The 26,619-nt window shown below is 38.1% G+C and carries 26 protein-coding genes and 1 other RNA gene; 10 read left to right on the top strand and 17 right to left on the bottom strand.

What is annotated here, in order from left to right; all coding sequences use genetic code 11:
- Positions 1-216 precede the first annotated feature (216 nt).
- Complete coding sequence (locus H6G57_RS08445) at positions 217-1,002, bottom strand: CPBP family intramembrane glutamic endopeptidase (protein WP_190517599.1); 786 nt, start codon at positions 1,000-1,002, stop codon at positions 217-219.
- A gap of 339 nt (positions 1,003-1,341) precedes the next feature.
- Here H6G57_RS08445 and H6G57_RS08440 point away from each other — a divergent pair, with 339 nt between their 5' ends.
- Positions 1,342-2,541, top strand: coding sequence for a DNA cytosine methyltransferase (locus H6G57_RS08440; RefSeq protein WP_190517598.1), 1,200 nt, complete (start codon positions 1,342-1,344; stop codon positions 2,539-2,541).
- Here H6G57_RS08440 and H6G57_RS08435 read toward each other — a convergent pair.
- A complete protein-coding gene (locus H6G57_RS08435) occupies positions 2,495-3,238 on the bottom strand; it encodes a restriction endonuclease (RefSeq protein WP_190517596.1) in 744 nt (247 codons plus the stop codon). The two genes, H6G57_RS08440 and H6G57_RS08435, sit on opposite strands and share 47 nt — an antisense overlap.
- Positions 3,235-3,483, bottom strand: a complete 249-nt coding sequence (locus H6G57_RS08430) for a helix-turn-helix domain-containing protein (RefSeq protein WP_072717294.1) — start codon at positions 3,481-3,483, stop codon at positions 3,235-3,237. Before H6G57_RS08430 ends, H6G57_RS08435 begins: the two co-directional genes overlap by 4 nt.
- A gap of 168 nt (positions 3,484-3,651) precedes the next feature.
- Here H6G57_RS08430 and H6G57_RS08425 point away from each other — a divergent pair, with 168 nt between their 5' ends.
- Positions 3,652-4,716 (top strand): hypothetical protein, encoded by a 1,065-nt coding sequence (locus H6G57_RS08425; RefSeq protein WP_199314096.1) that lies wholly within the window; start codon positions 3,652-3,654, stop codon positions 4,714-4,716.
- Between the two features lie 96 nt (positions 4,717-4,812).
- On the opposite strand, the gene H6G57_RS08420 is transcribed toward H6G57_RS08425, so the two are convergent.
- The 3 genes from H6G57_RS08420 to H6G57_RS08410 form a co-directional block, all read right to left on the bottom strand.
- Complete coding sequence (locus H6G57_RS08420; RefSeq protein WP_190517594.1) at positions 4,813-6,618, bottom strand: DnaJ domain-containing protein; 1,806 nt, start codon at positions 6,616-6,618, stop codon at positions 4,813-4,815.
- Between the two features lie 143 nt (positions 6,619-6,761).
- Positions 6,762-7,211, bottom strand: a complete 450-nt coding sequence (locus tag H6G57_RS08415) for a hypothetical protein (RefSeq protein WP_199314095.1) — start codon at positions 7,209-7,211, stop codon at positions 6,762-6,764.
- Positions 7,212-7,270: 59 nt separating this feature from the next.
- On the bottom strand, positions 7,271-7,771 hold the full coding sequence (locus H6G57_RS08410; protein ID WP_190517593.1) for a hypothetical protein: 501 nt from the start codon (positions 7,769-7,771) through the stop codon (positions 7,271-7,273).
- A gap of 57 nt (positions 7,772-7,828) precedes the next feature.
- Here H6G57_RS08410 and hypE point away from each other — a divergent pair, with 57 nt between their 5' ends.
- The 3 genes from hypE to H6G57_RS08395 are packed head-to-tail and all read left to right on the top strand — an operon-like array spanning position 7,829 to position 9,342.
- Complete coding sequence (gene hypE, locus H6G57_RS08405; protein WP_190517591.1) at positions 7,829-8,875, top strand: hydrogenase expression/formation protein HypE; 1,047 nt, start codon at positions 7,829-7,831, stop codon at positions 8,873-8,875.
- A gap of 24 nt (positions 8,876-8,899) precedes the next feature.
- Positions 8,900-9,121 carry a type II toxin-antitoxin system HicA family toxin gene (locus tag H6G57_RS08400; protein WP_190517589.1) on the top strand — a complete coding sequence of 74 codons (222 nt, stop codon included), beginning with the start codon at positions 8,900-8,902 and terminating at the stop codon, positions 9,119-9,121.
- Complete coding sequence (locus H6G57_RS08395) at positions 9,118-9,342, top strand: type II toxin-antitoxin system HicB family antitoxin (protein ID WP_190517588.1); 225 nt, start codon at positions 9,118-9,120, stop codon at positions 9,340-9,342. Before H6G57_RS08400 ends, H6G57_RS08395 begins: the two co-directional genes overlap by 4 nt.
- Before the next feature lie 346 nt (positions 9,343-9,688).
- Here H6G57_RS08395 and H6G57_RS08390 read toward each other — a convergent pair whose 3' ends face one another.
- Together H6G57_RS08390 and H6G57_RS08385 are read right to left on the bottom strand one after the other, a co-directional pair.
- Positions 9,689-10,870 carry a 5-(carboxyamino)imidazole ribonucleotide synthase gene (locus H6G57_RS08390; protein ID WP_190517586.1) on the bottom strand — a complete coding sequence of 394 codons (1,182 nt, stop codon included), beginning with the start codon at positions 10,868-10,870 and terminating at the stop codon, positions 9,689-9,691.
- 123 nt (positions 10,871-10,993) lie between these two features.
- Positions 10,994-14,020, bottom strand: coding sequence for a plasmid replication protein, CyRepA1 family (locus tag H6G57_RS08385; protein ID WP_190517584.1), 3,027 nt, complete (start codon positions 14,018-14,020; stop codon positions 10,994-10,996).
- Between the two features lie 193 nt (positions 14,021-14,213).
- Between H6G57_RS08385 and H6G57_RS08380 the strand changes: the two genes are divergently transcribed.
- Positions 14,214-15,245, top strand: coding sequence for a M48 family metalloprotease (locus tag H6G57_RS08380; RefSeq protein WP_199314089.1), 1,032 nt, complete (start codon positions 14,214-14,216; stop codon positions 15,243-15,245).
- Positions 15,246-15,442: 197 nt separating this feature from the next.
- Here H6G57_RS08380 and H6G57_RS08375 read toward each other — a convergent pair whose 3' ends face one another.
- Both H6G57_RS08375 and H6G57_RS08370 read right to left on the bottom strand, forming a co-directional pair.
- Positions 15,443-17,509 (bottom strand): AAA family ATPase, encoded by a 2,067-nt coding sequence (locus H6G57_RS08375; protein WP_190517582.1) that lies wholly within the window; start codon positions 17,507-17,509, stop codon positions 15,443-15,445.
- On the bottom strand, positions 17,506-17,745 hold the full coding sequence (locus tag H6G57_RS08370; protein ID WP_190517581.1) for a hypothetical protein: 240 nt from the start codon (positions 17,743-17,745) through the stop codon (positions 17,506-17,508). Before H6G57_RS08370 ends, H6G57_RS08375 begins: the two co-directional genes overlap by 4 nt.
- A 257-nt stretch (positions 17,746-18,002) precedes the next feature.
- Here H6G57_RS08370 and H6G57_RS08365 point away from each other — a divergent pair, with 257 nt between their 5' ends.
- The gene (locus tag H6G57_RS08365; protein WP_190517579.1) at positions 18,003-18,299 is read left to right on the top strand and encodes a DUF1778 domain-containing protein; all 297 of its coding nucleotides are present in this window, start codon (positions 18,003-18,005) and stop codon (positions 18,297-18,299) included.
- Positions 18,290-18,811, top strand: a complete 522-nt coding sequence (locus tag H6G57_RS29590; protein ID WP_190517577.1) for a GNAT family N-acetyltransferase — start codon at positions 18,290-18,292, stop codon at positions 18,809-18,811. Before H6G57_RS08365 ends, H6G57_RS29590 begins: the two co-directional genes overlap by 10 nt.
- A gap of 13 nt (positions 18,812-18,824) precedes the next feature.
- Here the strand turns inward: H6G57_RS29590 and H6G57_RS08355 are convergent, their stop codons facing one another.
- The 4 genes from H6G57_RS08355 to ffs form a co-directional block, all read right to left on the bottom strand.
- Complete coding sequence (locus H6G57_RS08355) at positions 18,825-20,195, bottom strand: DNA phosphorothioation system restriction enzyme (RefSeq protein ID WP_190517576.1); 1,371 nt, start codon at positions 20,193-20,195, stop codon at positions 18,825-18,827.
- Between the two features lie 123 nt (positions 20,196-20,318).
- Complete coding sequence (locus tag H6G57_RS08350; protein ID WP_190517574.1) at positions 20,319-20,747, bottom strand: hypothetical protein; 429 nt, start codon at positions 20,745-20,747, stop codon at positions 20,319-20,321.
- Between the two features lie 136 nt (positions 20,748-20,883).
- Positions 20,884-21,243 carry a phasin family protein gene (locus H6G57_RS08345; RefSeq protein ID WP_190517572.1) on the bottom strand — a complete coding sequence of 120 codons (360 nt, stop codon included), beginning with the start codon at positions 21,241-21,243 and terminating at the stop codon, positions 20,884-20,886.
- 63 nt (positions 21,244-21,306) lie between these two features.
- Positions 21,307-21,403, bottom strand: an RNA gene (ffs, locus tag H6G57_RS08340) — signal recognition particle sRNA small type.
- Between the two features lie 134 nt (positions 21,404-21,537).
- On the opposite strand from ffs, the gene H6G57_RS08335 reads away from it, so the two are divergent.
- Together H6G57_RS08335 and H6G57_RS08330 are read left to right on the top strand one after the other, a co-directional pair.
- Positions 21,538-22,671 carry a DUF3326 domain-containing protein gene (locus tag H6G57_RS08335; RefSeq protein WP_190517571.1) on the top strand — a complete coding sequence of 378 codons (1,134 nt, stop codon included), beginning with the start codon at positions 21,538-21,540 and terminating at the stop codon, positions 22,669-22,671.
- A 12-nt stretch (positions 22,672-22,683) separates the two neighbouring features.
- Complete coding sequence (locus H6G57_RS08330; protein ID WP_309235793.1) at positions 22,684-23,280, top strand: CPBP family intramembrane glutamic endopeptidase; 597 nt, start codon at positions 22,684-22,686, stop codon at positions 23,278-23,280.
- A 137-nt stretch (positions 23,281-23,417) separates the two neighbouring features.
- Here the strand turns inward: H6G57_RS08330 and H6G57_RS08325 are convergent, their stop codons facing one another.
- The 3 genes from H6G57_RS08325 to H6G57_RS08315 all read right to left on the bottom strand — a co-directional run bounded on the left by H6G57_RS08325 (position 23,418) and on the right by H6G57_RS08315 (position 26,382).
- Positions 23,418-24,773 carry an NCS2 family permease gene (locus H6G57_RS08325; RefSeq protein WP_190517569.1) on the bottom strand — a complete coding sequence of 452 codons (1,356 nt, stop codon included), beginning with the start codon at positions 24,771-24,773 and terminating at the stop codon, positions 23,418-23,420.
- Positions 24,774-24,889: 116 nt separating this feature from the next.
- A complete protein-coding gene (gene psaC / locus H6G57_RS08320) occupies positions 24,890-25,135 on the bottom strand; it encodes a photosystem I iron-sulfur center protein PsaC (RefSeq protein ID WP_190517568.1) in 246 nt (81 codons plus the stop codon).
- A gap of 350 nt (positions 25,136-25,485) precedes the next feature.
- Positions 25,486-26,382, bottom strand: a complete 897-nt coding sequence (locus tag H6G57_RS08315; RefSeq protein ID WP_190517566.1) for a CoB--CoM heterodisulfide reductase iron-sulfur subunit B family protein — start codon at positions 26,380-26,382, stop codon at positions 25,486-25,488.
- Between the last annotated feature and the right edge of the window lie 237 nt (positions 26,383-26,619).

Here is a 26,619-nt window from a genome sequence, read left to right as displayed (position 1 = left end):
GGTACTAAATAATTTTGATCTTTGATTATAGTTTCTATATACACAAATAGGAATTAAAGTTGGGTTGGGTATAAAACCAAACCTACTAATAGTTAACCTACCAAATGATAGTTAAATCTTTAGGATCACGCCATAAAGCATCACCTTTTTGAATATCAAAGGTAGTGAAAAATTCAGGCAAATTAACCACTACCGATATTCAGGAAAACTTAACCTTTAAGATATCATCGAAGATGGTTTTACGACCCCATGTTGTTCTTTATGAATGCGAATCCACAAAATTGTACCAACAACAATTGCAACAGGAGTATTAATGTAGGAAAGCAGAGAAACATTAGATGCGTCCACAAGGTTAGCAGCAAACAGAACAAAATCCCATAGCCAGTGAAAAATAATTAACGGCCAAATATTATTGAACTTGATCATGAGTGGTGCAAATAAGAACCCAAACAGAAAGGTGAAAACTAGCTGCACCAGCATTTCTAACGGAGCCGAACCACCGAAAACATTCACAGAATGCAGTAGCGAAAATGCGATCGAACTGACTAGCATTGCCCAAAGGACTCGGTTTGTGGTCAAAAATGCGCTTAAAACGATGCCCCGATACATAGTCTCCTCACCAAGACCTACCAGAAAGGTTGTGAAGCCCACCAGGGCCAACAACTGCCACTGCGCTGCATTGAGAGAGGCTGAAGCCAAAGCGGACAGAAACACGACCCACATGGCGATCAATACCGACAGTGAGGGGATAAACCAGAGGAGTTGTCTGGTGTTGAGTTTGCGAAACCCAACCTCTTGCCAGCTAAAATAGCGGATGACAAAGAAAACATTGATGATATTAACAATAATCATGACGAACCAGAACACATTCATCATGTCGGGAGTGCCATAGAAGATGCCCTTGAAGGTTTTCATGTAGAACATACCGAAACCCATGACAGCCGTGTAGATAAATGCAGCTAAGATGGCTATTTTGGTTTTTGAGAGTGATGTTGAATTCATGATTTTTCGCCTCTGTGTGAAATAGTAAGTCCGGTTTTTCCAAAATTTACGATTTCTTGTTCGCTCGTGTTTATACACTCTATTCTGAAATTTTATTATATTATTAATAATAATTTAATTATTAACTTATCTATGACATCCAATCAAGACCTTAGTTTAACCTGTCCAATTTCGATTCAACAATACCCTCTTTTTTAGGAATGCGATCGCACCTGTTGATTCCATTCATTTAAAAAAGTCTCATAGGCGTGATTAATTCTTTGCATAACAGCGATCGCTTCGGATTTAATGTTATAATCAGGATAATATTTTGGGCTAATTGATAATAGGCGGGTTTAAATGGATTTACAGTTATCTTTATTTCCTACTATACAAACAGAATCTACTCCTAAAAAACAAAAAAAAGCAAAATCAGGTCGCTATGAAAAACTTCAACGACAACTATTAACCACTCAACGTGATCCCTATCAAGTTTTTATTGATATTGACAATCAGTCTGTATCCTCATTTAACTATAACTTTATCGATCTTTTTTGTGGTGCAGGGGGATTTACTCAAGGTTTAGTCCAAGCCAAATTTAATCCTGTAGCTAGTATTGAAATTAATTCCATTGCTTCAGCAACTCATCAAAATAATTTTCCAAGTTGTAATCATTTTTGTGGTGATATTCATGAATTCAATCCCAGAAAATCTTTGGAAAAATTGCATTTCCCCCCGATTCATCTTGTTGTGGGTGGCCCTCCCTGTCAAGGATTTTCTGTTGCCGGAAAACGAAACCCCGATGATCCCAGAAATAACTTATTTAAACAGTTTATTCGTGTTGTTTCAGAAATTATGCCTTGGTACGTTGTGATGGAAAATGTACCCGGTATTCTAACAATGAAAAATGGAAAAATTAAACAAGAAGTATTTGAACAATTTCAAGCCATAGGTTACTCCAATATTTCAGTTGTTATTCTTGAATCTGCTGCCTATGGAGTCCCTCAAATTCGACCTAGAGCGATATTTATTGCCAATCGATTTGGACTCCAAAACCCTTATCCCAAACCTCAACTTTTACCCGAACAATATCAACCGATTGAATCCGCTATTTCTGATCTTCCTGAGTATACACCCATTCCTGAAATTAATCATGAATGGACTCGCCATTCTCCTGAATATATGCAGCGAATTGCACAAGTTCCCCCCGGAGGTTCTCTCTATGAAACTTATCTTGATGCGTTCAAACGTCAATATCCAGGTAAACCCAGTATGACCATAAAAGAAAATCACGGTGGAACTCATATTCACCCTTATCTTAATCGAGTGATTTCTGCCCGTGAAATGGCTAGATTACAAACATTTTCTGATACTTTTATCTTTGCAGGAACGATGAAAAAAGCGATGTGGCAAATTGGAAATGCAGTTCCTCCCCGTTTAGCAGAATGTATTGGATATGCTCTCATTCCTTATTTAGACAGTATTAGTTTAGGGAAAGAGCAAGAGTTATCAACTATTCCAAAAACTTCTGAGATTCAACTTGCTTTAGAGTTGCATTAAGAGCGGTTCGCCAAGCCTCAAAATTATACCATCCACAACCAACACATCCTTCCTCCGCTTCTAAACCCGATTGAGGAATATTATCCGGCCATTTTTCATTCCCAAAATACCAAAATTCGAGTCCTAATGGTGTTCCTCGGTTTCCTATTTCAATACATTTCTCGCAACTTCTCGACTTTAAAAGATTATGATTTCCAGAACTATCTTTTTTGAGAAGTTGGAATTTTTTCCTAATTTCAGATTCACTCATATTAACCTCATGGTTTGGTTCACTTTTACCCCAACGTTCCATCGGAAAACGATGATCAATGACTAACTCATGAGGCAACCGTTGCCGATTTTCAATCACGTCTATATAATTGTAAATCTCTAAAACTCTTTTGACTAATTTAGGAGGAAGATTAGCAGAAGCATTTGCTTCCCTGGTTTCCCCAGTCCATCGATCCCAAATGGTAATTTTTTGGCAAACTTGACAGAATTCGCGCTTGGTTTCAATCACTAACCCTGGACGACCGCTTCTATTTCCTCGTTCTAAACCTTGAATTCCACCACCTCCAGCATATTGATTAGAAGCAACTTTTTTCCCTTCACAGTTGCGACAATGCCACTGTTGATCAAATAATAAATCGAAAACTTTAGACTGTGATGAACCTGATTTAAGTTTAGATTTAAAACTTTCTGCTGATTCTCGGTTCACTCCACATTCCTCATCTCTGTTTCTAAGTTCTCAAGCAGTTCTGAAACAGTAATATTCAAACCACTAGCAAGAGAAACTAGAACTGTTAAAGAGGGGTTTCTTACACCCCGTTCTAGTCCAGATATATAGGTTCGATCTAGGTGAGAACGTAACCCTAACTCCTCTTGAGAAATTCTGATAGACATTCGATATTGTCTAATCAAACTTCCTAAAGCCTTTAAAACTTGTGTTTTAGACTGTTCCATGAAATTATGATCCCCTTTCATAGACGATCAGTCTACGGACGATCAGTCACATTTTGAGCAAAGGCTAACTCATTAGGGTTTTACAGATGGCGATCGCACCCTTTGATTCCATGTTGCCTTTATTGATATTATATTTAATAACTCAGCTAATATAAAGAGATAAAAAACATGACAGAAAATTGGTTTTCTTCTGAAAAGAGGAATGTTATTTTAACAGAAAGATATTTGAGCGGTTCACATCATTATTTTTTTGAAGTCAAAGAAGCAAAAAATGGTTCTAAGTATATTATTATCGATCAACGAAAAAAGATAGAAAATAAATTTGTTAGTACGAAAATGCGTATTTTTGAAAATGAAATGCTTGAATTTCAAAGAATTTTGAATAAGCTAATTAATTTTTCTTTAAATGACACTTCTGTTAATAAAACTGATAACAATTATCATAATAATCAAATAGAATCTAATTTATCGCCAAACAATCTAATTTTTTTAGAAGAAAAATATTTTAGCAGTTCCCATTACTATTTCTTTGAGGTTAAGGAATCAAAAAATGGTACTAAATATATTGTAATAGCACAAAGAAAAAAGTTAGAAAATGAATTTATTAGTACCAAAATGCGTATTTTTAAGGATGAAATGCTTGAATTTCAGAGAGTTATGAATAAGTTAATTGCTTTTAGTTTAAATAATAATTTAATTCCCAATAAAATTTCAGATATTAACAAGGATAACCAGAATAAACAAATACAATTAGATTCAGATTTATCACCGAGATTTTTTGATAAAATTATCACAACAAATAACTGGAAAGAATTTGAAGAATATGCTTATTATTTACTCAAGTTATTGGGAATAGAGACAGTATATAATTTTACAGGAGAAAGACAAGCAGGAAAAGCTGATGGTTTTTTCAAAATTGGAAATTTAGCAGTTATTTATGATTGTACTCTTGATTTCCAGAATATAGAAAACAGTAAAATTGAACAAATAAATAATTATTGTAATAAACTGAAACAAGGTAGTATTGAATTATCTGGAAGAACAACAGAAGAATTTTATAATCATCATAAACAAGTTTGGATTATTACTAGAGGAACAACTAGACAGATTAAATTAATTAATTCAATTGAAGTTAAAGAAGTAGCTATTAACGATCTTATGTATCTTTATCAAGAGCGATTAACAAGCAACATGAATAATCAGTCACTCGAAATAAAATTGCGAAATATCTAAATTATATTGTAATAGTACACAACTAACTTTATTAAAAAATTATAATTATTCTTGTTTTTTTGATTGAGTTACTAATCTTTATATTTGTTAAATTGATCATTTTATTGATGGCGATCGCACCTGTTGACTCCATTCATTTAAAAAAGTCTCATAGGCGTGATTAATTCTTTGCATAACAGCGATCGCTTCGGATTTAATATTATAATCAGGATGATATTGTTTGGCTAATTGATAATAAGCTTGTTTGACTTGATTTGGTGTTGCCTTGGGATTTACCCCTAATACTTGCCACCAATTTTGATAACATTCGGATTCAATTAATTCCGGTAGACTCAATTGTTGATACCACAGTTGTAAAATCCCCTTTTGACTTCCACTAACTAATCGTTGACCATCGGGACTAAACACAACGGGAGAACAACCGGAGAGTGTTTGCAATAATTCTCCTGTTTTCCAATTCCATAATTTAACCGTTTGATCAACACTTCCACTCGCCAAAATTTGACTATTGGGACTCAAAGCTATAGAAAAAATAGCGGCAGAATGTCCGGTTAATGTCCGAATTAATTGATAGGTTTTAAGATCCCAGACTTTAATTGTATTGTCAGCACTCGCACTGATTAAAGTTTGATCATCAGGAGTGAATAAAACCGAAGTCACCCAGTTATAATGTCCGGTTAAAACAATAGGATTTTCATGAGTTTTAATATTCCAAATTCTAATGGTTTTATCAGCACTCCCACTGGCTACAAATTGACTCTGAGAACAGATAGCAACAGACCAAACTCCATCAGTATGTCCGTTCAAAATTCGTTTAGATTGTCCGGTTTTAAAATACCAAAGTCTAACGGTTTTATCGCTACTTCCACTGATTAAAATTTGATGATCGGGACTAAATACGAGGGACGTAATAATTCCCATATTTTTTTCAGGAAAATTGAGATCCAATAAAGTTCGATTTAGTTGTCGAGTCTGAAAATTCCAGAGGGTAATTCGACCATTAACACTCCCCGTAGCAACGACTTCTGAATTAGGACTAATGGCAACTGAATACATCTCATAAGGCATAAACCAAGTATATTTTTTCTTAACTGTATTCACATCCCAAATGTGAATATTGCGATCATCACTAGCACTGATCAAAGTTTGACTATCAGGACTAAAAGCCACAGCATGAATTGAATTTTGATGTCCGGCTAAACGTTGTGTTTCTGTCCACATTAAATCGGGTGATTGGGGACGAAGAACAAGATTATGATTTTCAAGATTAGGTTTTTTTGTGTCTTTTTGAGAAGATGATTTCTGTGGATCTTGAATCTTTTGTTTAAGCTGTTTTAATTCATCCTCTACTTCTAAATCCTTAAATTTTTGTTTTAATTTTTCTTCTTGAAATTCAGGAATAAGTTCCAATACTTCTAATAACGCGGCGGTATAAAATTCCTGATCTAAAATCCGTTCTTCCATCCGGTCAAAGGCTTGAAATGCTGTTTCTCCGCTTCCGGTAGCATCAATTAATTGGGCAATTCCATATAATCCTAACCCAACAATTCCGCCAAAAACTCCTAATGTTCCCATGCCAATTCCTACCCCTGTTCCCGCAAATCCTAACCCCATTCCTCCCACAACGGAAGAAATTCCTATGCCGGAAATTGCCCCTAATCCTACTGTACCCCAAGCAATAGAATCCCCTTGATTAATAGCTCTAAATGCGCCATAAGTTGCAGCACCCGCCACCGCCCCCACACCCATTAATGGCATCATTCCTAACCCAATTCCCCCAAAACTTCCCACCAGTCCCACACCACCAATTGTGCTATAAATTCCTGCCCCCGTCGCTGCCCCGACGGTAACAAATGTTGTACCAGTAGTTAAGTTTTGAGAGAAATTATAATAGCTTTTCATAATTTTTTTTGAACCAGATATCGTTAATTGTACAAGATTAGCGTCCACGGTTAAGCTAACTATTTAGGTCTTGCTAAAATTGATTCATCTCAATCATTTCCCTTAGTGATAAAAGAGAGATATGTAGCTTCTTTAAAGCTAAATTAGTATAAAAATGTCTTGATTTTATCAATTAAATGACTTTCTTTGAAAAAATCAATTCCAATTGCTGATTTAATTAAATACAGGAATAAAAAGATCAAAACAGTAACAATTAAGTTTAAAGTAATTAATAAAACAATGGCAGCCACGAAATTGCCAACTTTTGTGATGCCCCGTGTCACGTAATGGCGTTGAATTTTTCGGCGTTCTTTCCCCACTAATAAAACAACATAAAATCGAGAAAGAATTAAGTCAACGTTAAATCTTAAATCTACAATTTTAGGAGAATTTTTAGGAATTGCATGATTTAATATTCTTTTAATTTCATTTAATTGTTCTGGAGTAAAACCCGATAAAATACTAGGTTCAATTTGTTGGATATAGTGTTCGGGTGTTTTGGCATGATAAGGTAATTTATCAATGGGTTCTTTGTGAATAGCCGAAGATTTCATACGGTGTTATATCCGAATTTATACGGAATTTGTACGGATGTTACTTAGGTGTAGCTTTTCTAAATAAAATTAAATAAGCTACTTTTAAAGATTAACACACCTATTCCTAAAGACAACCCAGATAAGAAAGTTAAACAATAAAAACATTGTTGTGGATTTAAGCCTAAAAATTTTAAGGGTTTATGGGCAAATGCTAATCCTAGAACGAGTAAAATAGCGAATAACCACAGTAAAATATAGGTTACAGGCCAAAGCATAATCGGTTTAGGTCGAGTCCCTGACCCAACGGGAATGTCTTGCAACCGAATCTCTCTTGGCCAGATTTTAGGCCATACTCGGAAAATAACACCAAAAAATATAATTCCTATGACCCCAGCACTTCCTAATACAATGCCCTCGGAACCTGTTTTGGCTAAATAGAGGATAATGGCTAAGGTTATCACCCAAACCCAGATGGAAACCTGAAATGCAGTTAACAGCCATCCGGCTAAAATATAGCCTAGGATTAAAAGGATGAGATAAAGCCAAACTTTATAAAGCTTAGGGGATAATTGTTTCATCTGCCCCTTCCTTAAATTCTGTTATAAATTCATCTTTATTCTATCAATAACCTATCTATGACATCTAATCAAGACTTTAGTTTAACCTGTCCAATTCCCCTGCAACAATACCCTCATATTTTACTCGCTCATGGCGGTGGGGGTAAACTCATGCGTCAATTAATTGACCAGATGTTTTTACCCACTTTTGGGCATCCAAATCAAGTGGAACATGATGCAGCTACCTTACAATTAAACGCAAATAAAATAGCGTTTACAACGGATTCCTATGTTGTTAATCCTCTATTTTTTCCAGGGGGAGATATTGGTTCAATGGCTGTTCATGGAACGGTTAATGATTTAGCAATGGCGGGTGCTCGTCCTTTATATTTAAGTGTGGGTTTTATTTTAGAAGAAGGTTTACCCATTCAAACTCTATGGGAAATTATTCAATCGATGAAACAAGCTGCCGAAAAAGCCCAGGTTAAAATTGTTACTGGAGATACTAAAGTTGTTGATAAAGGCAAGGGAGATGGCATTTTTATTAATACATCGGGAATTGGAATAATTGAACATCATTTAACCATTAATCCCCTATCGGTTCAACCGGGAGATGCTGTTATTATTAATGGAGATTTGGGGCGACATGGGATTGCAATTATGGCAGTGCGGGAAGGATTAGAGTTTGAAACAACAATAGAAAGTGATTCTGCACCTGTAGCAGATGTGGTTTTAGAGTTATTAGAAGCAGGAATAGAAATTCACTGTTTACGAGATTTAACACGGGGCGGTTTAGCGAGTACGTTAAATGAAATTGCTACTGCTGCTAAAGTTGAAATTGAAATCAAAGAAACAGCTATTAATGTATTAGAAGAAGTCAAAGGAGCTTGTGAAATTTTAGGATTTGACCCCCTTTATGTTGCTAATGAAGGGCGGTTTGCCGTGTTTGTTCCTGAGAAAGATATTGAAAAAACTTTATCGATTTTACAGGCAAAAATACCCCAAGCGAGTTTAATTGGTTTTGTTAAACAAACGTCAACCCCTTTAGTTACAATGGAAAGTACAATCGGAGCAAAACGGATTATTGATATGTTGAGTGGAGAACAGTTACCTCGGATTTGTTAGGGAGTTAATTGCTGCTGATATTTTATGCCCAAAAAGATTAGAGAACTAAAAAGTCTACTCCTAAAAGCAGGGTTTATCTGTCTACCTGCTAAAGGAAGTCATAGTAAGTGGAAACATTCGGACTTAACTCAAGCTATAATTATAGCGGGTAAAGATGGAGATGATGCTAAACTTTATTTAGAAAAACAGGTTAATCAGGCACTTAATACTTTAAAAAAACTCAAGAATAAGGAGACAGAAGAATGAAATACACCATTATTATTCAATGGTCTGAGGAAGATCAATGTTTGGTGGTATTTTTACCTGAGTTTGAGGATATTATGCAGCCTTGTACTCATGGAAATTCTTATCAAGATGCTGTTAATAATGCAGAGGAGGTTATTGAATTATTAATTGAGAGTTATCAAGCAGAAGGTAAACCTTTACCCCATCAGAAAAATATAGGGAATTTTTGTCAAGTTGCTTAACTTTGTAAGGTGCGTAAGCTCTGGGTACGCACTTAATCACACTTAATAATTGAGGATAGTCTAAAATCCGTTGTTCTTGTTCAGGAGTTAATTCTGCTCCTTTACCTTTATATTCAACACCATTAGGCCCCCAACCCATTGAATTTTCAAAGGTTCCATCGGAGGAAATAAAATAATGTTGAGCAATTCCTAATGATGACTCAATAGGAATATAATAGATAGAAGTCGCCATGTGTACTGAGTGCGAATATCCCTTATAATTAATAATATATCATGAAAAGTCATTTATAGACTAGATTTTTTGAGGAATGATGGGTTTTTGGTGCGTGCGCGGTGCTTACGCACCCTACGAGTACCAAATTGATTCGATTTCATCAGCTATTTTATTGGCTTTTTCTTCTATATTTTTATTTTTTTCTGTCTGAATTAATACGGTAACATGACCTAATTTTCGACCGGGACGAGATGCGGTTTTTCCATACCAACGAATAAAGGAATTAGGAATTTCTGCTATTTTTTGGCGTTTTTCAGAATAGTCAGAATTAGCGGTTTCAAACCCCAATAAATTCACCATCACCGCCCCACTACAGTTTAAGGCGGTATTGCCTAATGGTAAACCACTCACTGCCCTTAAATGTTGTTTAAATTGCGAAGTTTCACAAGCATCTAAACTAAAATGACCGGAATTATGGGTGCGGGGTGCAATTTCATTCACTAATAGTTCCCCTTCGGATGTTAAAAACAATTCAATTCCAAATAGCCCAATGACTTGTAAACTATTCAATAAAGTTGTTGCAATTGTTTTTGCTTGTTCTGCTATACTTTTATTAATATTAGCTGGGGCAATAACCCGATGACAAACTTGATTTTTTTGAACTGTTTCTACTATCGGATACACTGCCACATCTCCTGTAACAGAACGCGCTGCAATAACCGCTAATTCCCGTTCAAAAGGGACAAATTTTTGTAATAACATCGGAGGATAGTTAAATTTTGCCCAGGTTTGGGATAATTCCTCCGCAGTTTTAATAATAAAAGTTCCCTGTCCATCGTATCCGTAACGGCAAGCTTTTAAAACGACGGGATAGCCCAGATTATGATTAATGATTTTACCATTTTCAGGGGTTAAGAGTTGAAATTCTGGAACGGGTAAACCGATTTTTTCTAAATAACTTAATTGATCATATTTATCTAATAAAAGGGATAAAGCTTGTAAGCGAGGACGAAAACAAACCCCCTGTTCTTCAAGTTTAGATAAAGCGTTTAAATCAACAAATTCATTCTCAAAAGTAATAACATCACAATATTTTGCTAATTTTGCGGTGGCTGTCGGGTCATCAATAGCAGCTAAAATGGTTTCGGAGGAGAAAGGAACTGCTGGGTCAGTGCTGTGGGGGGTTTGAACAAATAAAGAAACCCCTAAAGATGCGGCTTCCATTCCCATCATCCAAGCGAGTTGTCCCCCTCCAATTACACCAATTTTTGTCAGGGTTTGGGGTTGAATTTTAGGAGTTGATAGGGTGTTCATTTTCAGAAATAATCTCAACTTTATTTATTTTAACTGATTTGTCGCCTAAAAGAAACCGGGTTTTTATCGGAAAATTGGGGATAGTTAACAAGATTTTAAGTAAAAACCCGGTTTCTGGATTAACTAAGAGTTGAACAGGGAGAGTTGGATATAGTCTGGTGTGAATTGAAAAGGAGTTGAAATGAACTTATTTTCAGGAATGGTTGTGTCTAATTGACCCGGATATTGACCTTCTAATTTTAACCAATGTTGAAAGATTTGTTCTCGGTTATCTTGGGGATTTAGAACCCGATAAACTCTAACCCGTTTTTTTCCTTCACTTTGCACCCTAACACAGGTTAAACGATAACTAATTTTATCTAAAAAACGTTGTAAAATTGTAATAGGACTTGAATTTTTAGCGAGTCCAATTCCTGTAATCGTTTTGATGGCATTTCTATCTTTAAGGGCTATTTCAGTAATGGTTTGTAAGTCAGTATCGGTATTTTTCAAATCCCGTTCAGGATTTTTCAGTAAGGCAGGAATTCCTAATAATTCCATGATTCCAATTATAGCTCCTAACTGAGAACGATTAAAATCTGGAGCAAAAATATTACCCTTTCCTTGTTCCATTAACCGTCTTGCAATTAACGCATCTCGACCCATTAAATAGGGACGACCTACGGTTAAGAAATAATGAATTCGGAGTTGTTCATACCATCCTTGATCATCTTTAGCAATTAAATCCGAGGTCACAGCTACCCCATAGCGTAATTTTAACTCATATTTACGGATTGCGCGACGTTCTTCTGGAGTTTTGGCTAATTTTTTTTGGACATAATAATATTGACAATCGCTTAAATCCATAGAATGAATCACAGCCAAACTTTCCGCTTGGTAATTCTGATCCTTAACCGCTAAAATAAGTTCATTAAGCGTTGGACGCTCTGAATTTTTGGGTTTAAATTTTTGCGTCGATTTTATTGCATTTTTGGGTATTTTTTGGGCTTCGGGAACCTCAATAATCTGATGACCTTCTCCTGCTAACGCTGTTAAAATTGTTTGCCGATAATGATCCATTCCTGCATTAAATCGCACTGCCATTTTTGCCCAACAGACTAAAGATTCAGATTGAAATCCCATTCCTAAATCATCTAATCCTGCAAAATCTGATTGTTGCAACAGCCGAATATTTAAGCGAGTTAATCGTTGTCCACTACCGAGTAAAGAACTCATAGAAGTTGCGCCATTTCCTACTTGATTAAATCCTCGGTTTGCCATCCAAATAAATCGGGGAATATTCTCTCGAATTCGTCCCAATGCTTGACGGACAGAATTTTCCGCTTGAATCCCTTGAAATATGCCCCAAACTGAGGTAAAATGATTTTTAATTTCAATACTAACTCCCGTTTCAATCGAGGGAGAAGCTAACACAATATCATAGGATTTTAGCTCTTGATTTAAGTTAGCAATTGAACCATAGGCAGGATGAGTAGGGTCAGCTAAAGATTCGGAATCTATTCTCAAGATAGAACGATCTGGAAATTGAGTTTTTAAATAGGTTTCTAGGGTACGAGTTCCCCATTGACTTGTTAATTTTTGGGCAGATAAACAAACAAAAGGTTTCCCCCCTTCTGCAATATGTTGTTCTAAGTCTTTCACCAGTTGGTCAGGGGTATTTCCTAAATAGTTATAAATTGTCCACGCTTCATCGGGTGAAGGTCGCCACTGATTTTGAATCACAAAAGGTTGTAGATGAATACCGGATAAGGCGGTTAAATAATCAATAGCGGTATCGCTTAAATCGGCATCAGAAATCACCACTTGACCGTTTCCTCCCAAGACATTTTGCAGGAGAGTTTTGAAGGATTTTAGAATAGAAACTCGATGATTTTGGCAGGTTTCTGAGTTTAATCCATGCCATAATACTTGTTCAACTTCATCTAAAATAACCAGTCCATTTGACCAGTCTTTTGCTTCAAATTTAACGCTAGAATTAGGATGTAATGAATCAATACATAATCCATACCCTAAAGCAGAATTAGGGGTTTCAACGGCAGATTTCATGTATTGTAATCCAAACCGTTGACATAACGCTTCAATGAGTCGAATTCGATGACCAATCACTAAAACCCATTGTTTTTTTTCAAGTGCATCTTGAACTAGGGTTTCTAATATTTTTGTTTTTCCAGTCCCTTTGGGAGATTTAATTGCGATTAATTTAGCTGATTGAGGTATTTTTATCGCAGATAAATAGCGATTATTGAGGTAAATATTTGGGGAATAAGTTAAGCGATTATAAGACAATGCTTTCCAGGTTTCTAAGGGAGTTGCTGTTTCATACGCTTGATCAAATACTGTTTGTCCTTGTTCTGCAATTAAGTCATCAACTCCTTTCCCCAACTGAGGATTCCAATTGACAACATAAACTGAACATCCCGCCTCTTTTAATAAGTATCCCGTTTGCTGAATGGCTGAATTAACGGCTTTAATTGTTTTTGGTTTAGTATCTTGATCAAAGACCATATAAATCTTCCGATTTTTATTCACAAACTGCTGTAACTGCTGAATTAAAGCAGGTTTAGCAATTCTATTTCCATATTGATCACGGGGAACTCGGTAGCCACTATGAATCCCAGGAAGTGCGATCGCAATATATCCGGCTGTTAATAATGCACCGGCTTTCTTAGCTCCTTCAGTAATACATAAAGGTAGTTCAGGATGACAAATTACCCAGCGCCAAAATCCTAAATCTGGTTGATGGGGTTGAATATCAGAGGAATTGATTTCCACGCCATATTTTTGAGAAATGCGTTCCCAAATAGTTCGAGAAATTCTCAGAGCAAAAATTCCCATGGGTGTATTGGGAGGATGTTCATATTTAATACATTTCCTCTGATCTAAACTTAAGCGAGGTTTAATCGGTTTAAAACATCCCCACAAATCAGGATTTCCAGTCAAAATATCAATCCCAGAACACCACCAACCTCCATCATAAAGATGTTTATAGCGGTTAAGAATAGGTTCTGATAAACGACCTGTGTTTAATCGCGGAAGGGTATCAGCATAGAGAAGATAATCTAACGGACGATACCCATCCAGAGGAATTACATTAAGTTGGGTGAGTTCTTCATCAACGCCACTTTCTGTCCACTCTGTTAAATAGTCCATTTCTCTCTCATTGCAACTGCGGATTTTTAAGCGTAACCCTAGGATGAAAGCTTGAGTATAAAATTTTGTAAACGTTTTGACGTCAAAGGGATATCTCATAAAAAATAAGTACAATTTACCCTAGACAAAAGCAAACAGAAGTGTTAGAGTTAAACTTACGATAATTGGTCGTTCTGTCAACCGAGGTGCGGTTATGTTTCCGTTGTTGCAATCTACTCAAAAATTAGCCATTCTCACCTGTTTAAGTACCCTATTTTTCCCTACACCTCTTTTAGCGGAATCATTGACTCCCGAAACTGTTTTAATGGCTCAAAATCCATCCAATGATGAGCTTTATAAACAAGCGAAAGAAGAACTTTCAGAAGATGTTTATGTGATTTATCGGGTTGTAGAAAGAATTGCCAGAGCTAATGGTTTAGATAATACCCCTTGGAGGGTGGGAATTGTGAATGAATATAATATTAATGCCTTTGCAACAGAAGTTAATTTAATTGCGATTTATACAGGAATTTTAGACCAATTAGCGGGAGATTCTTCGGCTATTGCTTGTGTCATTGGTCATGAAATGGCACATCATGTTGAACGTCATATTGCCTTAGGGCCAGCCGAAGAAGCCGCTTTAAAAGAACGCATTCAAAAAGAAGCCGAAGAACAAGTTTTAGCTGAAATTCAAGATGCTAAATCTGATGCAACGGGAACTTCAATTGGAGGGGCTGTTTTGCAAACGGTGGGAGGTTTTTTAGGCGGTTGGGGTCGGACGGCGGGAAGCGTGGGAAATAGTGCGTTACAAGGTGCGAGTCGCCAACGTTTAGCGCAAGCAGAAGAACGGATAAAAGAAATTGTTCAAGAAAAAACCACAGAATTAGAACAAAAACTTGCTGAAAATAATCGTAAACAAGAATTTGAAGCTGATGAAGTTGGCTATCAATATATTGCTAAAGCGGGGTTTGACGCGGAAGGATGTATTCGAGTTATGGATGTTTTAGGACGCACATCCGGCGCTGAATTTGATACCACTCATCCGGCTATTCCTAAGCGAATTGAACAGCTTAGAGTGTTAATGAATCAGTACCCTCCTGCAACGTTAGCGCAAGAAGGCGAAAGCTTAATTAAATCGACTCAACCCCTGACTTATGACCTTTCAAAAGATGGTCAATCTTTAAGAATTAATTCCCGTCGAGGGGGTTCTGCTGCGGATGATATTGACCGCCGTTTTGGTCAGTAATTCCTAGTAGGGAACAGGGAATAGGGAATTACGAATTATGAATTACGAATTACGAATTACGAATGGGGAATAGGGAACAGGGAATAGGGAACAGGGAATAGGGAATAGGGAATAGTAGGAACTAAGGGATTAATACCAGTGGTGTAATATAATCCCCTTACCATATTCCTAACTCCTGTTGAGTATTTTTTCTTCCTTTAAAAATCATATTCCACTTCTAAAATTTCCGTATATTCAAACTCATTGGAACTTTGATGCACTAAAGGATAACGCTGTCCTCCTAATTCTATCCAATCTTCCTCACAATCAGGTTTAGGAGAATTGTAGGATAGAATATATTCCCGTCCGATGCGTTTTTCCATTTCTTCTGCGACTTCTCCCCGCCATTGAGTTTTTGTGACTAAAACAATTAATTGATTCGCTAATTGTGGAATAATATTGGCAATTTGTCGGCGATAAATTTCATCTAAACTGCCAAAAGGTGAGTCCATAACAATGGGAAAGGTACTACTATCAGGGCCCATTAAGGTATTTTTTTGGCTCCATTCTCTCACCCCATCAATAATTCCCCCAATAAACGATAAACTTAAAATCTGATTTTCCCCCGTTGAAGCCGCGACTTCTGCTTCCTCTCCGGCGGTAGTCTCCACTAATTTTAATTCATATTTTTCCGTTAATTTGGGTAAATAAGGCGTAAAAGAAATTTGACTAAATAATTTTTGCACTCGCTTTTCTAACTGACAGCGAAATTGTTGGTCTAAACGGTCTTTAACTTCAGTTAAACGTAAGATTGCATCTTGAGTTGCTGCAATTCTTCGCTGCATTAATACTTGTTTAATTTCATTCATTTGTTGTTTATCAATTTGTCGAGATAAACTCTCAACCGTTGCTTTAAAATTCTCAATTTGTTGCTGATTTGAACCTGTTTCTCGATTTAACTCACTAATTTTGAGTTCAATTTCATCTAACCGTTTTTGTAACTCTTGAATATTCTCATCAGGAAACTTTCTCAGTTTATTGGTAATGCTATCGAGTTCATTTTCAATCCGTTGTAATTCTTCTCGATAAGTTTGAATATTCAGTTGTTGGCGATTAATTTCGTCCCAAAATTCAGTCGCTTGTTTATCTAATTCATCGACTTGGCTACTTAACCGAATTGCTGTTTCATCAATATCAGCCGTTCCCGCTTGATTTAACCAATGTTCAACTTGTCCACATCCCGTATTTCCAGGGATTAATTCAGCCCCACAAATACATTTTTTTTCCGCTAATAAACCCTGCAAAAACTGTTTGGTAATTCCGGTATTCAACTCCCCCCGTTCTCGCATTTCAGAAAATATTGTTCTAAATTCTGCTGTTAATTCAGGAATTAAAACCGTATAGCCTTTGGTTGAAATTCCTCGATTAATAGCGACGTGACCTTGATGCAGTTGTTCTCGGAGTAATTGTTTTTTTAGGTCTAATTCATTCCGTAATTGTTGTAATTCAGCCGCACCACTTAACTCCATTAATCTCTCACTTAAGGTTGATTTTACCTGCTTTTGGTGGTCTAACTCTTGGGTGATTTCAGTTTGTCTTTGCAACAAACGTTCAATTTCCTGTTCCGCTTTTTTCTTTTCGTGTAAATATTTTTTAGTTTCAGGATTTCCAATCATTCCTAAATCGGTTTCTAAGGATTTTTTAGCTTCCCCTAAATGTTTAATAGCTCGATTTAAGACTTCAACTCCTAATAACTCTTTTGTTGCATCCGCAATTTCTACTTTACGTTCATCTCTAACAATCTGCTCAATTCGCTCTCCATCAAAAAAGAAATATTGATGTAAACTTAAGGGTAAAATTCGATTAATAATTTCCTCTGGAGGGTGAGGCGGCATTCCCCAGCGTCCATCATCTCCCGCCACTTGCATATATAATTGACTGGCTGTTTGTTCAATCTCACTACCATTTTTATACGCTCGACAAATCCGTTTGACTAAATATCGTTTATGATCATGTTCAAAGATTAATTCTACCCAACATCCTACCCCTTTTCCGGGTTCAGATTCATTTAATGCTCGTTTATTGACTAAATGTTCAGAAATGGCAAAGGCTGCACTAAACTTTTCATACAAAACCCAAGTAAACGCATTCATTAATGTGGTTTTTCCGGCTCCATTATTACCATGAATAACCGTTGTATTTCTCTCCCCATAACCCAAAATAATTTCTGGGGTTTTCCCATAAAATTGCCGAAAATTACAGAGTTGAATTGAAATTAATCTCATTGCACCACATCCTTAATAATTTTGAGAATATCATCATTAATATTACGGGGATTTTTCATATATAATTTATCTCGTTCGGCTTGTAAAACCCGTTCAATAATTTCTCGAACTTCCGGGGAAGCATCGGTAATTGGATCTTGAGCTTCTTTAGGATTAATGTTATCCCCGTAGGTAGACTTTTTTTCAGAGAAAACATTAGCAATAGTGGTAATAATACTTTCAGAATATTTAAACATTTTAAGGGGCGTAAAATGGCAATTGTGATCATTTTAATCTGAAATCGACAAAAGAGCGCGACAAAGCTGAGTTTTAAACGACAAGAGTTGATTAGTCTTAACAAAAATTTATCTTTGCTTGTTGTTAAGATAAAATATCGAGCTTGTCACCTAATGACTATTAGAGGTTGAAAATGTATTGACAATGTATATACAAAGCTGTTAATCTGGAATCAAGCAATCGGCAATTTAGTTTAACTCTCACAGAGGTATCGGTTATGTGTGAGTCAGAATCTCAAGAGTCAGTCAGCCCAACCCGCGAGGTAACGATCAATATCCGAGCCAAGCAGAGTCAACGGGATTTTATCGATCAAGCTGCTAAAATACAAGGCAAAAGCCGATCAGAGTTCATGCTTCAAACAGCTTACCAAAAAGCCCAAGATGTGATTTTAAGTCGCTGTTTTTTTGAGTTAGATGAGGGTAAATTTCAGAAATTCGTGGATCTGTTAGATGCACCACCTCTGCAAAATGAGAAATTAAAAGCATTGTTAACCACTAAATCGCCGTGGGATTAGATCGAGATCGAGACAAACTCAGCCCTCCTGAAAAACTAAATCCGTCACATCAAATTGATAACTTTGATTCGGGTAACAGTCAGTTAGATGACTGGCTCAAGCGTCGTGCTTGGAAAAATGAGTTAGAAGGGGCTTCCCGCACTTATGTTCTTTCTGTGGGTGCAGTCGTCGTTGCATACTACTGTCTTGCCAACGGCGCAGTAGCTCAAACTATTGCTACAGGACGAGTTCGGCGTAATATGCCCGATCCAATTCCGGTTATGGTGATCGGAAGATTGGCCGTTGATCGCCAGTGGCAAAACCAAGGTATCGGGCGTGCTATGCTACGAGATGCGATTCTTCGCACGCTACAAGCGGCTGAAATTGCGGGAATACGAGCAATTCTTGTCCATGCTATCTCGGAAGAGGCAAAGCTCTTTTATCAGAAGTATGGGTTTGCTGCCTCAGAGATCGATCCGATGATACTGATGGTAAAAGTTAGTGATGTCATTATTTCACTTAAGTTAGGATGAAAGCCAGGGGTTGCTATAAATCTAATAACCCATATCGCTTTTGTAACTGAAGTAATTTTAATCTCGCCTCTCCTGCATTATCGGCTAAATTGGCAAATTCTAAAAACCGTTTTAACTCTTTTCTTAATAAATTGCGTTCAACTTCTAAGGTATTTCGATCTAAATCTGGGGGTAAAACAATCATATCAAATAACGTGGCTCGTTCTTTCCCCGGATGGGGTCTTAAAATTCTTCCCCGTCGTTGAATAAATTGTCGAGGATTACAACTACTCGCTAAAATCACAGCATTTTGAATGGCGGGAATATCAACGCCTTCATCTAAACACCGAATTGCTACTAATCCTTGTAATTCTCCTTGTTCAAATTGTTGACGTAATTTTTCCCGTTCACTTAAAGGGGTTTCTGCGGTATAAGTATTCACCCGATAACCCAATTCTGACCCTAATAATTCCACAGTGGCTTCTAATTGTCGTGGGGAATAATCCTCTAAGGTTTCTATACTTCCATCTCCACAATAAAATAAAGTATGAGTTGTATTTAATCGTGTTTTCATTAACTGGCGTAACGCATCTAATTTATTGGTTGCTGATGCAATTAATCGAGATCTTTGAATTAATAAAGCTGTAACGGTTTCATTATTTTCCCAGTTTTTCTCGTCCTCCATTAACGCCCAACCGATGCGAGTCGTTAACCGATGATAAGCTCGACTTTCTGCTTCTGTTAATTCGACTAAAATTGGATAATATAAATAGCGAACTAATGCGCCTTGACGAATGGCTTCTGCTAAGGTTAATTCCGGTTGTAAAACAGGGCCAAAATAGTTAAGAATTGCCTCTGTTCCATTGTCATCAAAATGTCGTTCAGGAGTAGCTGAAAGGGCTAATCTTAAGCCAATATTTCGAGGTAAACTTTCCTCTAACCGAGGACTTCCTAAATTATGGGCTTCATCTCCCACCATTAATGTTTTTTCAGGAAAATAACGTAGTTGAGATTGAAATCCTTCGGAAATCAAGGTAGAATTAGTTGTAATAACCGTTAAAAACGCTTGATGTCCGGCTCTTAATTGATATAATTCAGTAGATAATTTTTTTTGCCAATACCTGACACTTTCAAAAGCTAAAATTGGATTCAAATTAAATTTTTCCGCCTCTTTTGCCCATTGCGTGACTAAATGGCGATAAGGACAAACAATAATTAATGCTTGTAAACCAATTTTCTGATATAATTCTGTGGCGATCGCTAAAGCTGTAATGGTTTTACCGCTTCCCGTTGCCATTTTTAAGGTTCCCCGTCCCCGGTTAGCAAACCAATTATTGACCGCTTGCTGTTGATAGGCTCGTAGATGCAATGAAGGTGGAATTTGAGGAATACAGTTATCAGTCATCAGTTATCAGTTATCAGTTATCAGTTATCAGTTATCAGTTATCAGTTATCAGTTATCAGTTATCAGTTATCAGTTATCAGTGTAAGAGTTAATAATTAACGGTTAATTTATTAACTAAATTCCCTATTCGCCTTCCCAATCAGAACAAGTTTCACCTTCGGCTCCCGTTGGGTGCATTCCACAAACTAATAAATTTCCCCCATAAACTTGTCCGTGATAATGTTTGCATCCTCGACAGGCGGGTTGTTCTGTTTCTGTGGGTTGAACATAAGTGACAAAGGGATCAAAATGTTCTCCCTCATGATGTAAACCTAAATCCAGACCTGAATCCAGATCAAAATAAATATCGCGAATGGGTTCAAAGATCTCATTCATACATTCATCAAGTTCAGGAAGAATTTTATTTTGTACCTCATCGGTAATTTCTTCCGAGATCTTGGTGAGTTCGTTAAACATTTCGTTAATTTCTTCAGTCACGTCTGCAAAAAATTTCTCCATGTCTGAAACCACTGTTTCTAGTGCTTCTACAATACTTTTTGACCACTCTTCCATGAGACTGATTAACCAGTTGTCTGAATAAAGTTATAAAATATAGCAAAAAATAGCTATACTATATTTCTAGTATAGCGCGAATGAATTAACCATTCAGTAAGATTTTTATGTAGGGGTGAGCTTGATTATCCCTTGACTATTGCTGTAAGCGTCGCAATTCGTCCTGTAAATCTTGCACCTGTTTTCTTAACTTTTCCACCCCTTCATCGACGGGAGTGGGTTCCTCATCATCTAAAATTTCAATGCGACGGGGTTCAGGCTTAGGAGATGAAAGCGGCGGTTCAGTTGGCGGTTGTTGAACTTGCTGAATTGTATCTTCCACAAAACGACGGGCTTCTTCCGTTGTCATTTCGCCCCGTTTCACGAGTTCATCGGCTAATTTCTGGGCATCCGTGCGTAATTCTGCTAGGGTTTTACTGGCTTTTTCGCCAGCATAGGAGGCTAAACCCACCCCCAAGTAAACGGCTTTTTGGAAAAGATCTCCGAAACCCGGCATAACTACTCCAGCTTTCTAAAACAAATATTACTAATTACAGATTCCATAAAATCGTGTAAAAAAAGTGACCCGGAGTTTACGCCTATCAGAAGCATCCCGTATTGCTGCCACCTTCCGGTTCTGACAAGGTTTGGGCGTTCCAATCGCATAAGTCCAGGTCATTGACTATTATAACACAATTTTTCATTCTGCAACCAAACCCCCTAAATAAAGTTTGTTGGTAACACAGCGATTGTTAATCCCTTAAAATAGGTTTCGACATACCCAACATCCTAAACCCTACAACATCTGATCATGCCTCGTCCTTATACCGTTATTTTAATCATCCCAACAGGCATCGGTGCGGCCATTGGAGGGTATGCAGGGGATGGTTTACCCGTTGCTAGGGCGATAGCTCAAGTTGCAGATCCTTTAATTACCCATCCCAACGTTCTCAATGGTGCTCAACTCTATTGGCCCATACCCAATAGTTTGTATGTGGAAGGATATGCTTTGGATCAGTTTGCGGCGGGAACGTGGGGACTCCAAACGGTTCACCAGAACCGAGTTGGGTTACTTTTGGATCAAGCCATTGAACCGGAATTACGGCTGAGACATTTACAAGTGGCTGACGCAGCTAGAGCAACGTTAGGCTTAAGCTTAACAGACTATGTAATTACCGATGCGCCTCTGAATGTGGAACTGAGAACCTCCGAGTCCGGTGCTTCCTGGGGAACGATTGGCAACCCGGACAGTTTGTTACGAGCCGCAGAACGGTTAATTACAGAAGCCAAAGCTGAGGCCATTGCTGTTGTCGCCCGTTTTCCCGAAGCCGAAAATAGTAGTGTTTTAGAAGCTTATCGTCATGGACAGGGCGTTGATCCCTTAGCGGGAGCAGAAGCAGTGATCAGCCATTTAATTGTCCGCACCTTTCAAATTCCCTGTGCCCATGCTCCAGCCCTTTCTCCCCTTCCCCTCGATCCTGAATTATCCCCTCGTTCGGCGGCGGAGGAACTGGGATATACCTTTCTCCCCTGTGTATTAGTCGGGTTAAGTCGCGCCCCCCAGTTCGTAACTTCTGCCACTTCTGGGACAATTTGGGCGGATCAAGTGGATGCGGTGGTGGTTCCCGCAACAGCCTGTGGAGGGTCTGCTATCCTGAGTTTGAGCCGTAGAGACGCGCCAAGAAATGCACCAAGAGACGCGCCAAGAAACGCACCAAGAAACGCACCAAGAGACGCGCCATGGCGCGTCTCTACCCCTCAAATTATTACCGTTGGGGAAAATAAAACCCGAATGCAAGTCACCCCAGAACGGTTAGGAATTCAAGCCGTACAGGTAAACTCTTATTTAGAGGCTTTAGGAATTTTAGTGGCGCATAAAGCTGGAGTTGATCCGAATGCCTTGCGTCCGAATTTATTATCCTTAAGGCAACTTAAATATTATTAGTGTTTAACTAGCGTGGTAGAACAAAAAACACCGAACAATTTTGAACTCGAACCTTTAACCCGAACTCAAGTTTTAGTAGCGATGGGGGGAACCGCTATTGTCTTATTAGCGATCGCTAAAGCTTGGTTACATTTGAGTCGTGTGACCCTTTTACCTGTGACTTTTTCTGCAATTAGTTTAGGGTGGGGTTTAGGTGTCGGGTTAATCATTACAATTGCCAGTTTTATCCTGTATCGTATCTGGCCGGCTTATAGTCGCAGTGCGAATATTTATTTAAAATTAGTCCTGAGTCCTTTATTATGGCCGGATTTAATTTGGTTAGGTTTATTACCCGGACTCAGTGAGGAATTATTATTCCGAGGGGTAATGTTATCGGATTTGGGATTAACGCCTTTAGCATTAGTGGTTTCAAGTATTGCTTTTGGGGTTCTCCATTTTAGCGGTTCTCAACAATGGCCCTATGTAATTTGGGCAATCATTGTGGGGTTTCTGTTGGGGTATAGTGCGATCGCAACTGGTAATTTATTAGTTCCAATTATTGCCCATGTTTTGACTAATTTTATGTCCGGTTGTTTATGGAAATTAAAATATATTGGGGGGAAATCTTGAAAATCAGTTATCAGTTATCAGTTATCAGTTATCAGTTGTAGGGGCGGGGTTCCCCCACCCTTACTCAGTTGTCAGTTTGGGGTTTAAGTATTGGGTTGGAATTGTGACAGATAAAACTTTAACCTTATATCCCCGGCTTATTTCCCCACGAAAACAAACTTTAAAATAAAAATAATTGCTAAAATCCACATTGCTATATTGGTTTCGTGGAACTTGCCTTGAAAGGATTTAATTAGGGGATAAGTAATTAAACCAACTCCTAAACCGTCTGCAATGGAATAACTTAAGGGCATGATAAAAATCGTGAGAAATGCCGGAATTGATTCTGCGGGGTCATCCCAATGAATATATCGTACACTTCCCATCATTAACACCCCCACAATAATTAAAGTCGGGGCTGTTGCAAAACTGGGAATTGCGGATAATAGGGGAATAAAAAATATTGAAATTGTGAATAATATAGCTACAACCACAGCCGTTAATCCACTTCTTCCACCTTCAGAAATTCCTGATGCAGATTCAATATAAGTTGTTACCGTAGACGTGCCAAAAATTGCCCCCGTAGTTGTTCCTACTGCATCAGCCATAAACGCTTCTGTAACACGCGGAAATTCCCCCTGTTCGTTAATATAACCCGCTTTCATTCCTAATCCCGTTAGGGTTCCCACCGTATCAAATAAATCCACAAAGAAAAACACAAAAGTAACCGTAAAAATCTGTAAAAAATTCACTTGTAAAACTTCTTTTAACCCCATAATTCCTTGACCGAATAAATCAACAGGTAATTGAGGTAAACCAATAATTCCTTTAGGCCAGGGGGCAATTCCTAAAATCCATCCTAACCCGGCTGTCGCTAAAATTCCTAATAATAAAGCTCCGGTAACTCGACGAGCCATTAACGCCGCCGTCATCAAAATTCCAGCCATTGTAATTAATACAGTCGGGTCATTTAAGTTCCCTAATGTTGTAGTTGTAGCTGTATCCGTGACAATAATTTTTGCACCTGTTAAAGCAATATAGGCAATAAATAAACCAATTCCAGCAGCGACGGCGTGTTTAATACCTTCAGGAATAGCGGTGACAATTTGAGTTCTAAATTGACTCAGGGTTAAAGCAATAAAAATTAAGCCTTCAATTAAAATAGCAGCTAAAGCGACTCGCCAAGAAATACCTAATCCTAACACCACCGAAAAGGCAAAATAGGCGTTTAATCCCATTCCCGGTGCTAATGCAAAAGGATATTTAGCATATAACCCCATAACTAATGTTGCTAAAGCAGAAGCTAACGCCGTTGCAATAACTAATTCTCCGAATAAATCCCCGGAGGTTTGGAGAAAAATAGCATTGGATAAAATAGCAGGATTAACGACTAAAATATAAGCCATCGTTACAAAGGTTGTGACTCCGGCTAAAATTTCAATCCTAAAATTAGTCTGGAGTTCTTGAAAGTTAAAAAAACGAGCAATTGCGTCTAAGGTAGAATTAGAATCCATAAAAAAAGAAAAAAGAGGGGGTAAATTCCGCCCTCTGTGAAGATTGAACTCCCTGGAATCTTCCCGGTGGAAGTCAGGAGTTAGAATTGATAAAAACACCCGGTTTTGGGCAGAGTTTAGTAAGCTAGACCCATGCTACGAGTTGTTTCAGCACCGAGATAAACCCGAATACTTAAAAAGTCTGTCGGACAAGCTGTTTCACACCGTTTGCAACCTACACAGTCTTCGGTGCGGGGAGAAGAAGCAAGCTGACCTGCTTTGCAGCCATCCCAAGGAACCATCTCAAGGACGTCGGTGGGACAAGCGCGAACACATTGGGTACAGCCGATACAGGTATCGTAAATTTTGACTGAATGAGACATTGAATGATTTCTCCAGTAGATATCAAAATGTTACAAGTTCTGCCCTGAATACAGGTTAGAAGTCCAGCTTAACTTGACACTCCTACGAATTAAATTCGAGGGATTCTTAAAAGAGTTTTACCCCTAAAGACGATGCCAACCAGCTAGTACCCACTTTGGTAAAACCATCGTGGCTATTTTTCTATGAGCGGAATCATCCCATATATTCCATCACAATACCCCAGTGAAACACTGCCAGTACACATAAGGCGATAAAACTTTAAACAATGTAATATTTCCGTCTCTGTTGTCCATTGTCCATTGTCCATTGTCCATTGTCCGTTAACCGTCAACAGCCAACCGTCAACAAATTATCTAATTTTCTCCAAAACAGACTTCGTAGAAACAACATGGCGGTCTAAACCCAGTTGTTTAGGGTCGATACCCAGGGCCAGGGCCACTAATTGGGGAAGATGGAGAACGGGTAAACCCAAGGGACGACCGATGACTTTTTCCACTTCCGGTTGGCGGGAATCTAAATTAAGATGACAGAGGGGACAAGGTGTGACCAAACAATCTGCACCGTTGTCAATGGCATCTTGAATTTGGTTTCCGGCCATTTGAAAAGCTGATTCTGTGGCGTAACTGGACAAAGGCCAACCGCAACATTGGGTTCTACCCCGATAATAAACCGGAGTCGCTCCCACCGCCCGGAACAAATTTTCCATCGATTCTGGTTGATGGGGGTCATCATAGGGGAGATGGGTTTGAGCGCGTAAGAGGTAACAGCCATAAAAGGCAGCACACTTCAAATCTGAGAGTGTGCGTTTGACTCTTTGTTGAATTTCGGCTAAACCATAATCGGCGACTAAGGCCCAAAGCAGGTGTTTAACTTCCGTTGTCCCCTGATAGGGGGAACATCCCTCTTTACTGAGTAATCCATTCACCTTTTCAATATAAGCCGGATCTGTAGTTTGAAATTCCTTTAAGCGTTCATCAACGTGGCCAATCACCCCTTGACAGGTACTGCAATGGGTCAGTAAGGGTAAATTTAATTCTTCTGCTAAAGCAATATTACGGGCATTGACGGTATCCTCTAAGAGCCGAGAATCTTCTTTGAACGTTCCCGAACCACAGCAGGATGCCTTTTTCAGTTCAATGAGTTCAATGCCTAAAGTTTGGGCGAGGACTTGCGTAGACTGATACAGTTCTCGACAAGCTCCTTGGGCAACACAGCCGGGAAAATAGGCATATCTCAAGGATGGCATAGAAACAACCTTCTCTACTAACGACAGGGGCATTGGAAATCGCCCTTGATCTTCCATCATCTCTTGTGCTGAGGAGGATAGGGGGAATTAAGAATGAAGAATTAAGAATTGAGGGTTTGGGGTGTTTGTTGATTAAGGTTTCACTCCCTCACAAGGGATGGTTGCCGAATCAGAGGATTTTATCTTAATGAGTAACAAAATAGTAATAAAACGAGAAGACCGAAAGGAAACGTTTAA

The sequence above is a fragment of the Planktothrix sp. FACHB-1365 genome, from assembly GCF_014697575.1.
Taxonomy (GTDB): domain Bacteria; phylum Cyanobacteriota; class Cyanobacteriia; order Cyanobacteriales; family Microcoleaceae; genus Planktothrix.
Note: the sequence above shows the minus strand (reverse complement) of the source record. Positions and strands in the feature narration are given on the sequence as shown.

Bases quoted from the DNA above. Each gene is read 5' to 3' on its own strand.
- H6G57_RS08445 (WP_190517599.1), bottom strand. From the start codon at position 1,002: ATGAATTCAACATCACTCTCAAAAACCAAAATAGCCATCTTAGCTGCA.
- H6G57_RS08440 (WP_190517598.1), top strand. From the start codon at position 1,342: ATGGATTTACAGTTATCTTTATTTCCTACTATACAAACAGAATCTACT.
- H6G57_RS08430 (WP_072717294.1), bottom strand. From the start codon at position 3,483: ATGGAACAGTCTAAAACACAAGTTTTAAAGGCTTTAGGAAGTTTGATT.
- H6G57_RS08425 (WP_199314096.1), top strand. From the start codon at position 3,652: ATGACAGAAAATTGGTTTTCTTCTGAAAAGAGGAATGTTATTTTAACA.
- H6G57_RS08420 (WP_190517594.1), bottom strand. From the start codon at position 6,618: ATGAAAAGCTATTATAATTTCTCTCAAAACTTAACTACTGGTACAACA.
- H6G57_RS08415 (WP_199314095.1), bottom strand. From the start codon at position 7,211: ATGAAATCTTCGGCTATTCACAAAGAACCCATTGATAAATTACCTTAT.
- H6G57_RS08410 (WP_190517593.1), bottom strand. From the start codon at position 7,771: ATGAAACAATTATCCCCTAAGCTTTATAAAGTTTGGCTTTATCTCATC.
- hypE (WP_190517591.1), top strand. From the start codon at position 7,829: ATGACATCTAATCAAGACTTTAGTTTAACCTGTCCAATTCCCCTGCAA.
- H6G57_RS08400 (WP_190517589.1), top strand. From the start codon at position 8,900: ATGCCCAAAAAGATTAGAGAACTAAAAAGTCTACTCCTAAAAGCAGGG.
- H6G57_RS08395 (WP_190517588.1), top strand. From the start codon at position 9,118: ATGAAATACACCATTATTATTCAATGGTCTGAGGAAGATCAATGTTTG.
- H6G57_RS08390 (WP_190517586.1), bottom strand. From the start codon at position 10,870: ATGAACACCCTATCAACTCCTAAAATTCAACCCCAAACCCTGACAAAA.
- H6G57_RS08385 (WP_190517584.1), bottom strand. From the start codon at position 14,020: ATGGACTATTTAACAGAGTGGACAGAAAGTGGCGTTGATGAAGAACTC.
- H6G57_RS08380 (WP_199314089.1), top strand. From the start codon at position 14,214: ATGTTTCCGTTGTTGCAATCTACTCAAAAATTAGCCATTCTCACCTGT.
- H6G57_RS08375 (WP_190517582.1), bottom strand. From the start codon at position 17,509: ATGAGATTAATTTCAATTCAACTCTGTAATTTTCGGCAATTTTATGGG.
- H6G57_RS08370 (WP_190517581.1), bottom strand. From the start codon at position 17,745: ATGTTTAAATATTCTGAAAGTATTATTACCACTATTGCTAATGTTTTC.
- H6G57_RS08365 (WP_190517579.1), top strand. From the start codon at position 18,003: ATGTGTGAGTCAGAATCTCAAGAGTCAGTCAGCCCAACCCGCGAGGTA.
- H6G57_RS08355 (WP_190517576.1), bottom strand. From the start codon at position 20,195: ATGACTGATAACTGTATTCCTCAAATTCCACCTTCATTGCATCTACGA.
- H6G57_RS08350 (WP_190517574.1), bottom strand. From the start codon at position 20,747: ATGGAAGAGTGGTCAAAAAGTATTGTAGAAGCACTAGAAACAGTGGTT.
- H6G57_RS08345 (WP_190517572.1), bottom strand. From the start codon at position 21,243: ATGCCGGGTTTCGGAGATCTTTTCCAAAAAGCCGTTTACTTGGGGGTG.
- H6G57_RS08335 (WP_190517571.1), top strand. From the start codon at position 21,538: ATGCCTCGTCCTTATACCGTTATTTTAATCATCCCAACAGGCATCGGT.
- H6G57_RS08325 (WP_190517569.1), bottom strand. From the start codon at position 24,773: ATGGATTCTAATTCTACCTTAGACGCAATTGCTCGTTTTTTTAACTTT.
- psaC (WP_190517568.1), bottom strand. From the start codon at position 25,135: ATGTCTCATTCAGTCAAAATTTACGATACCTGTATCGGCTGTACCCAA.
- H6G57_RS08315 (WP_190517566.1), bottom strand. From the start codon at position 26,382: ATGCCATCCTTGAGATATGCCTATTTTCCCGGCTGTGTTGCCCAAGGA.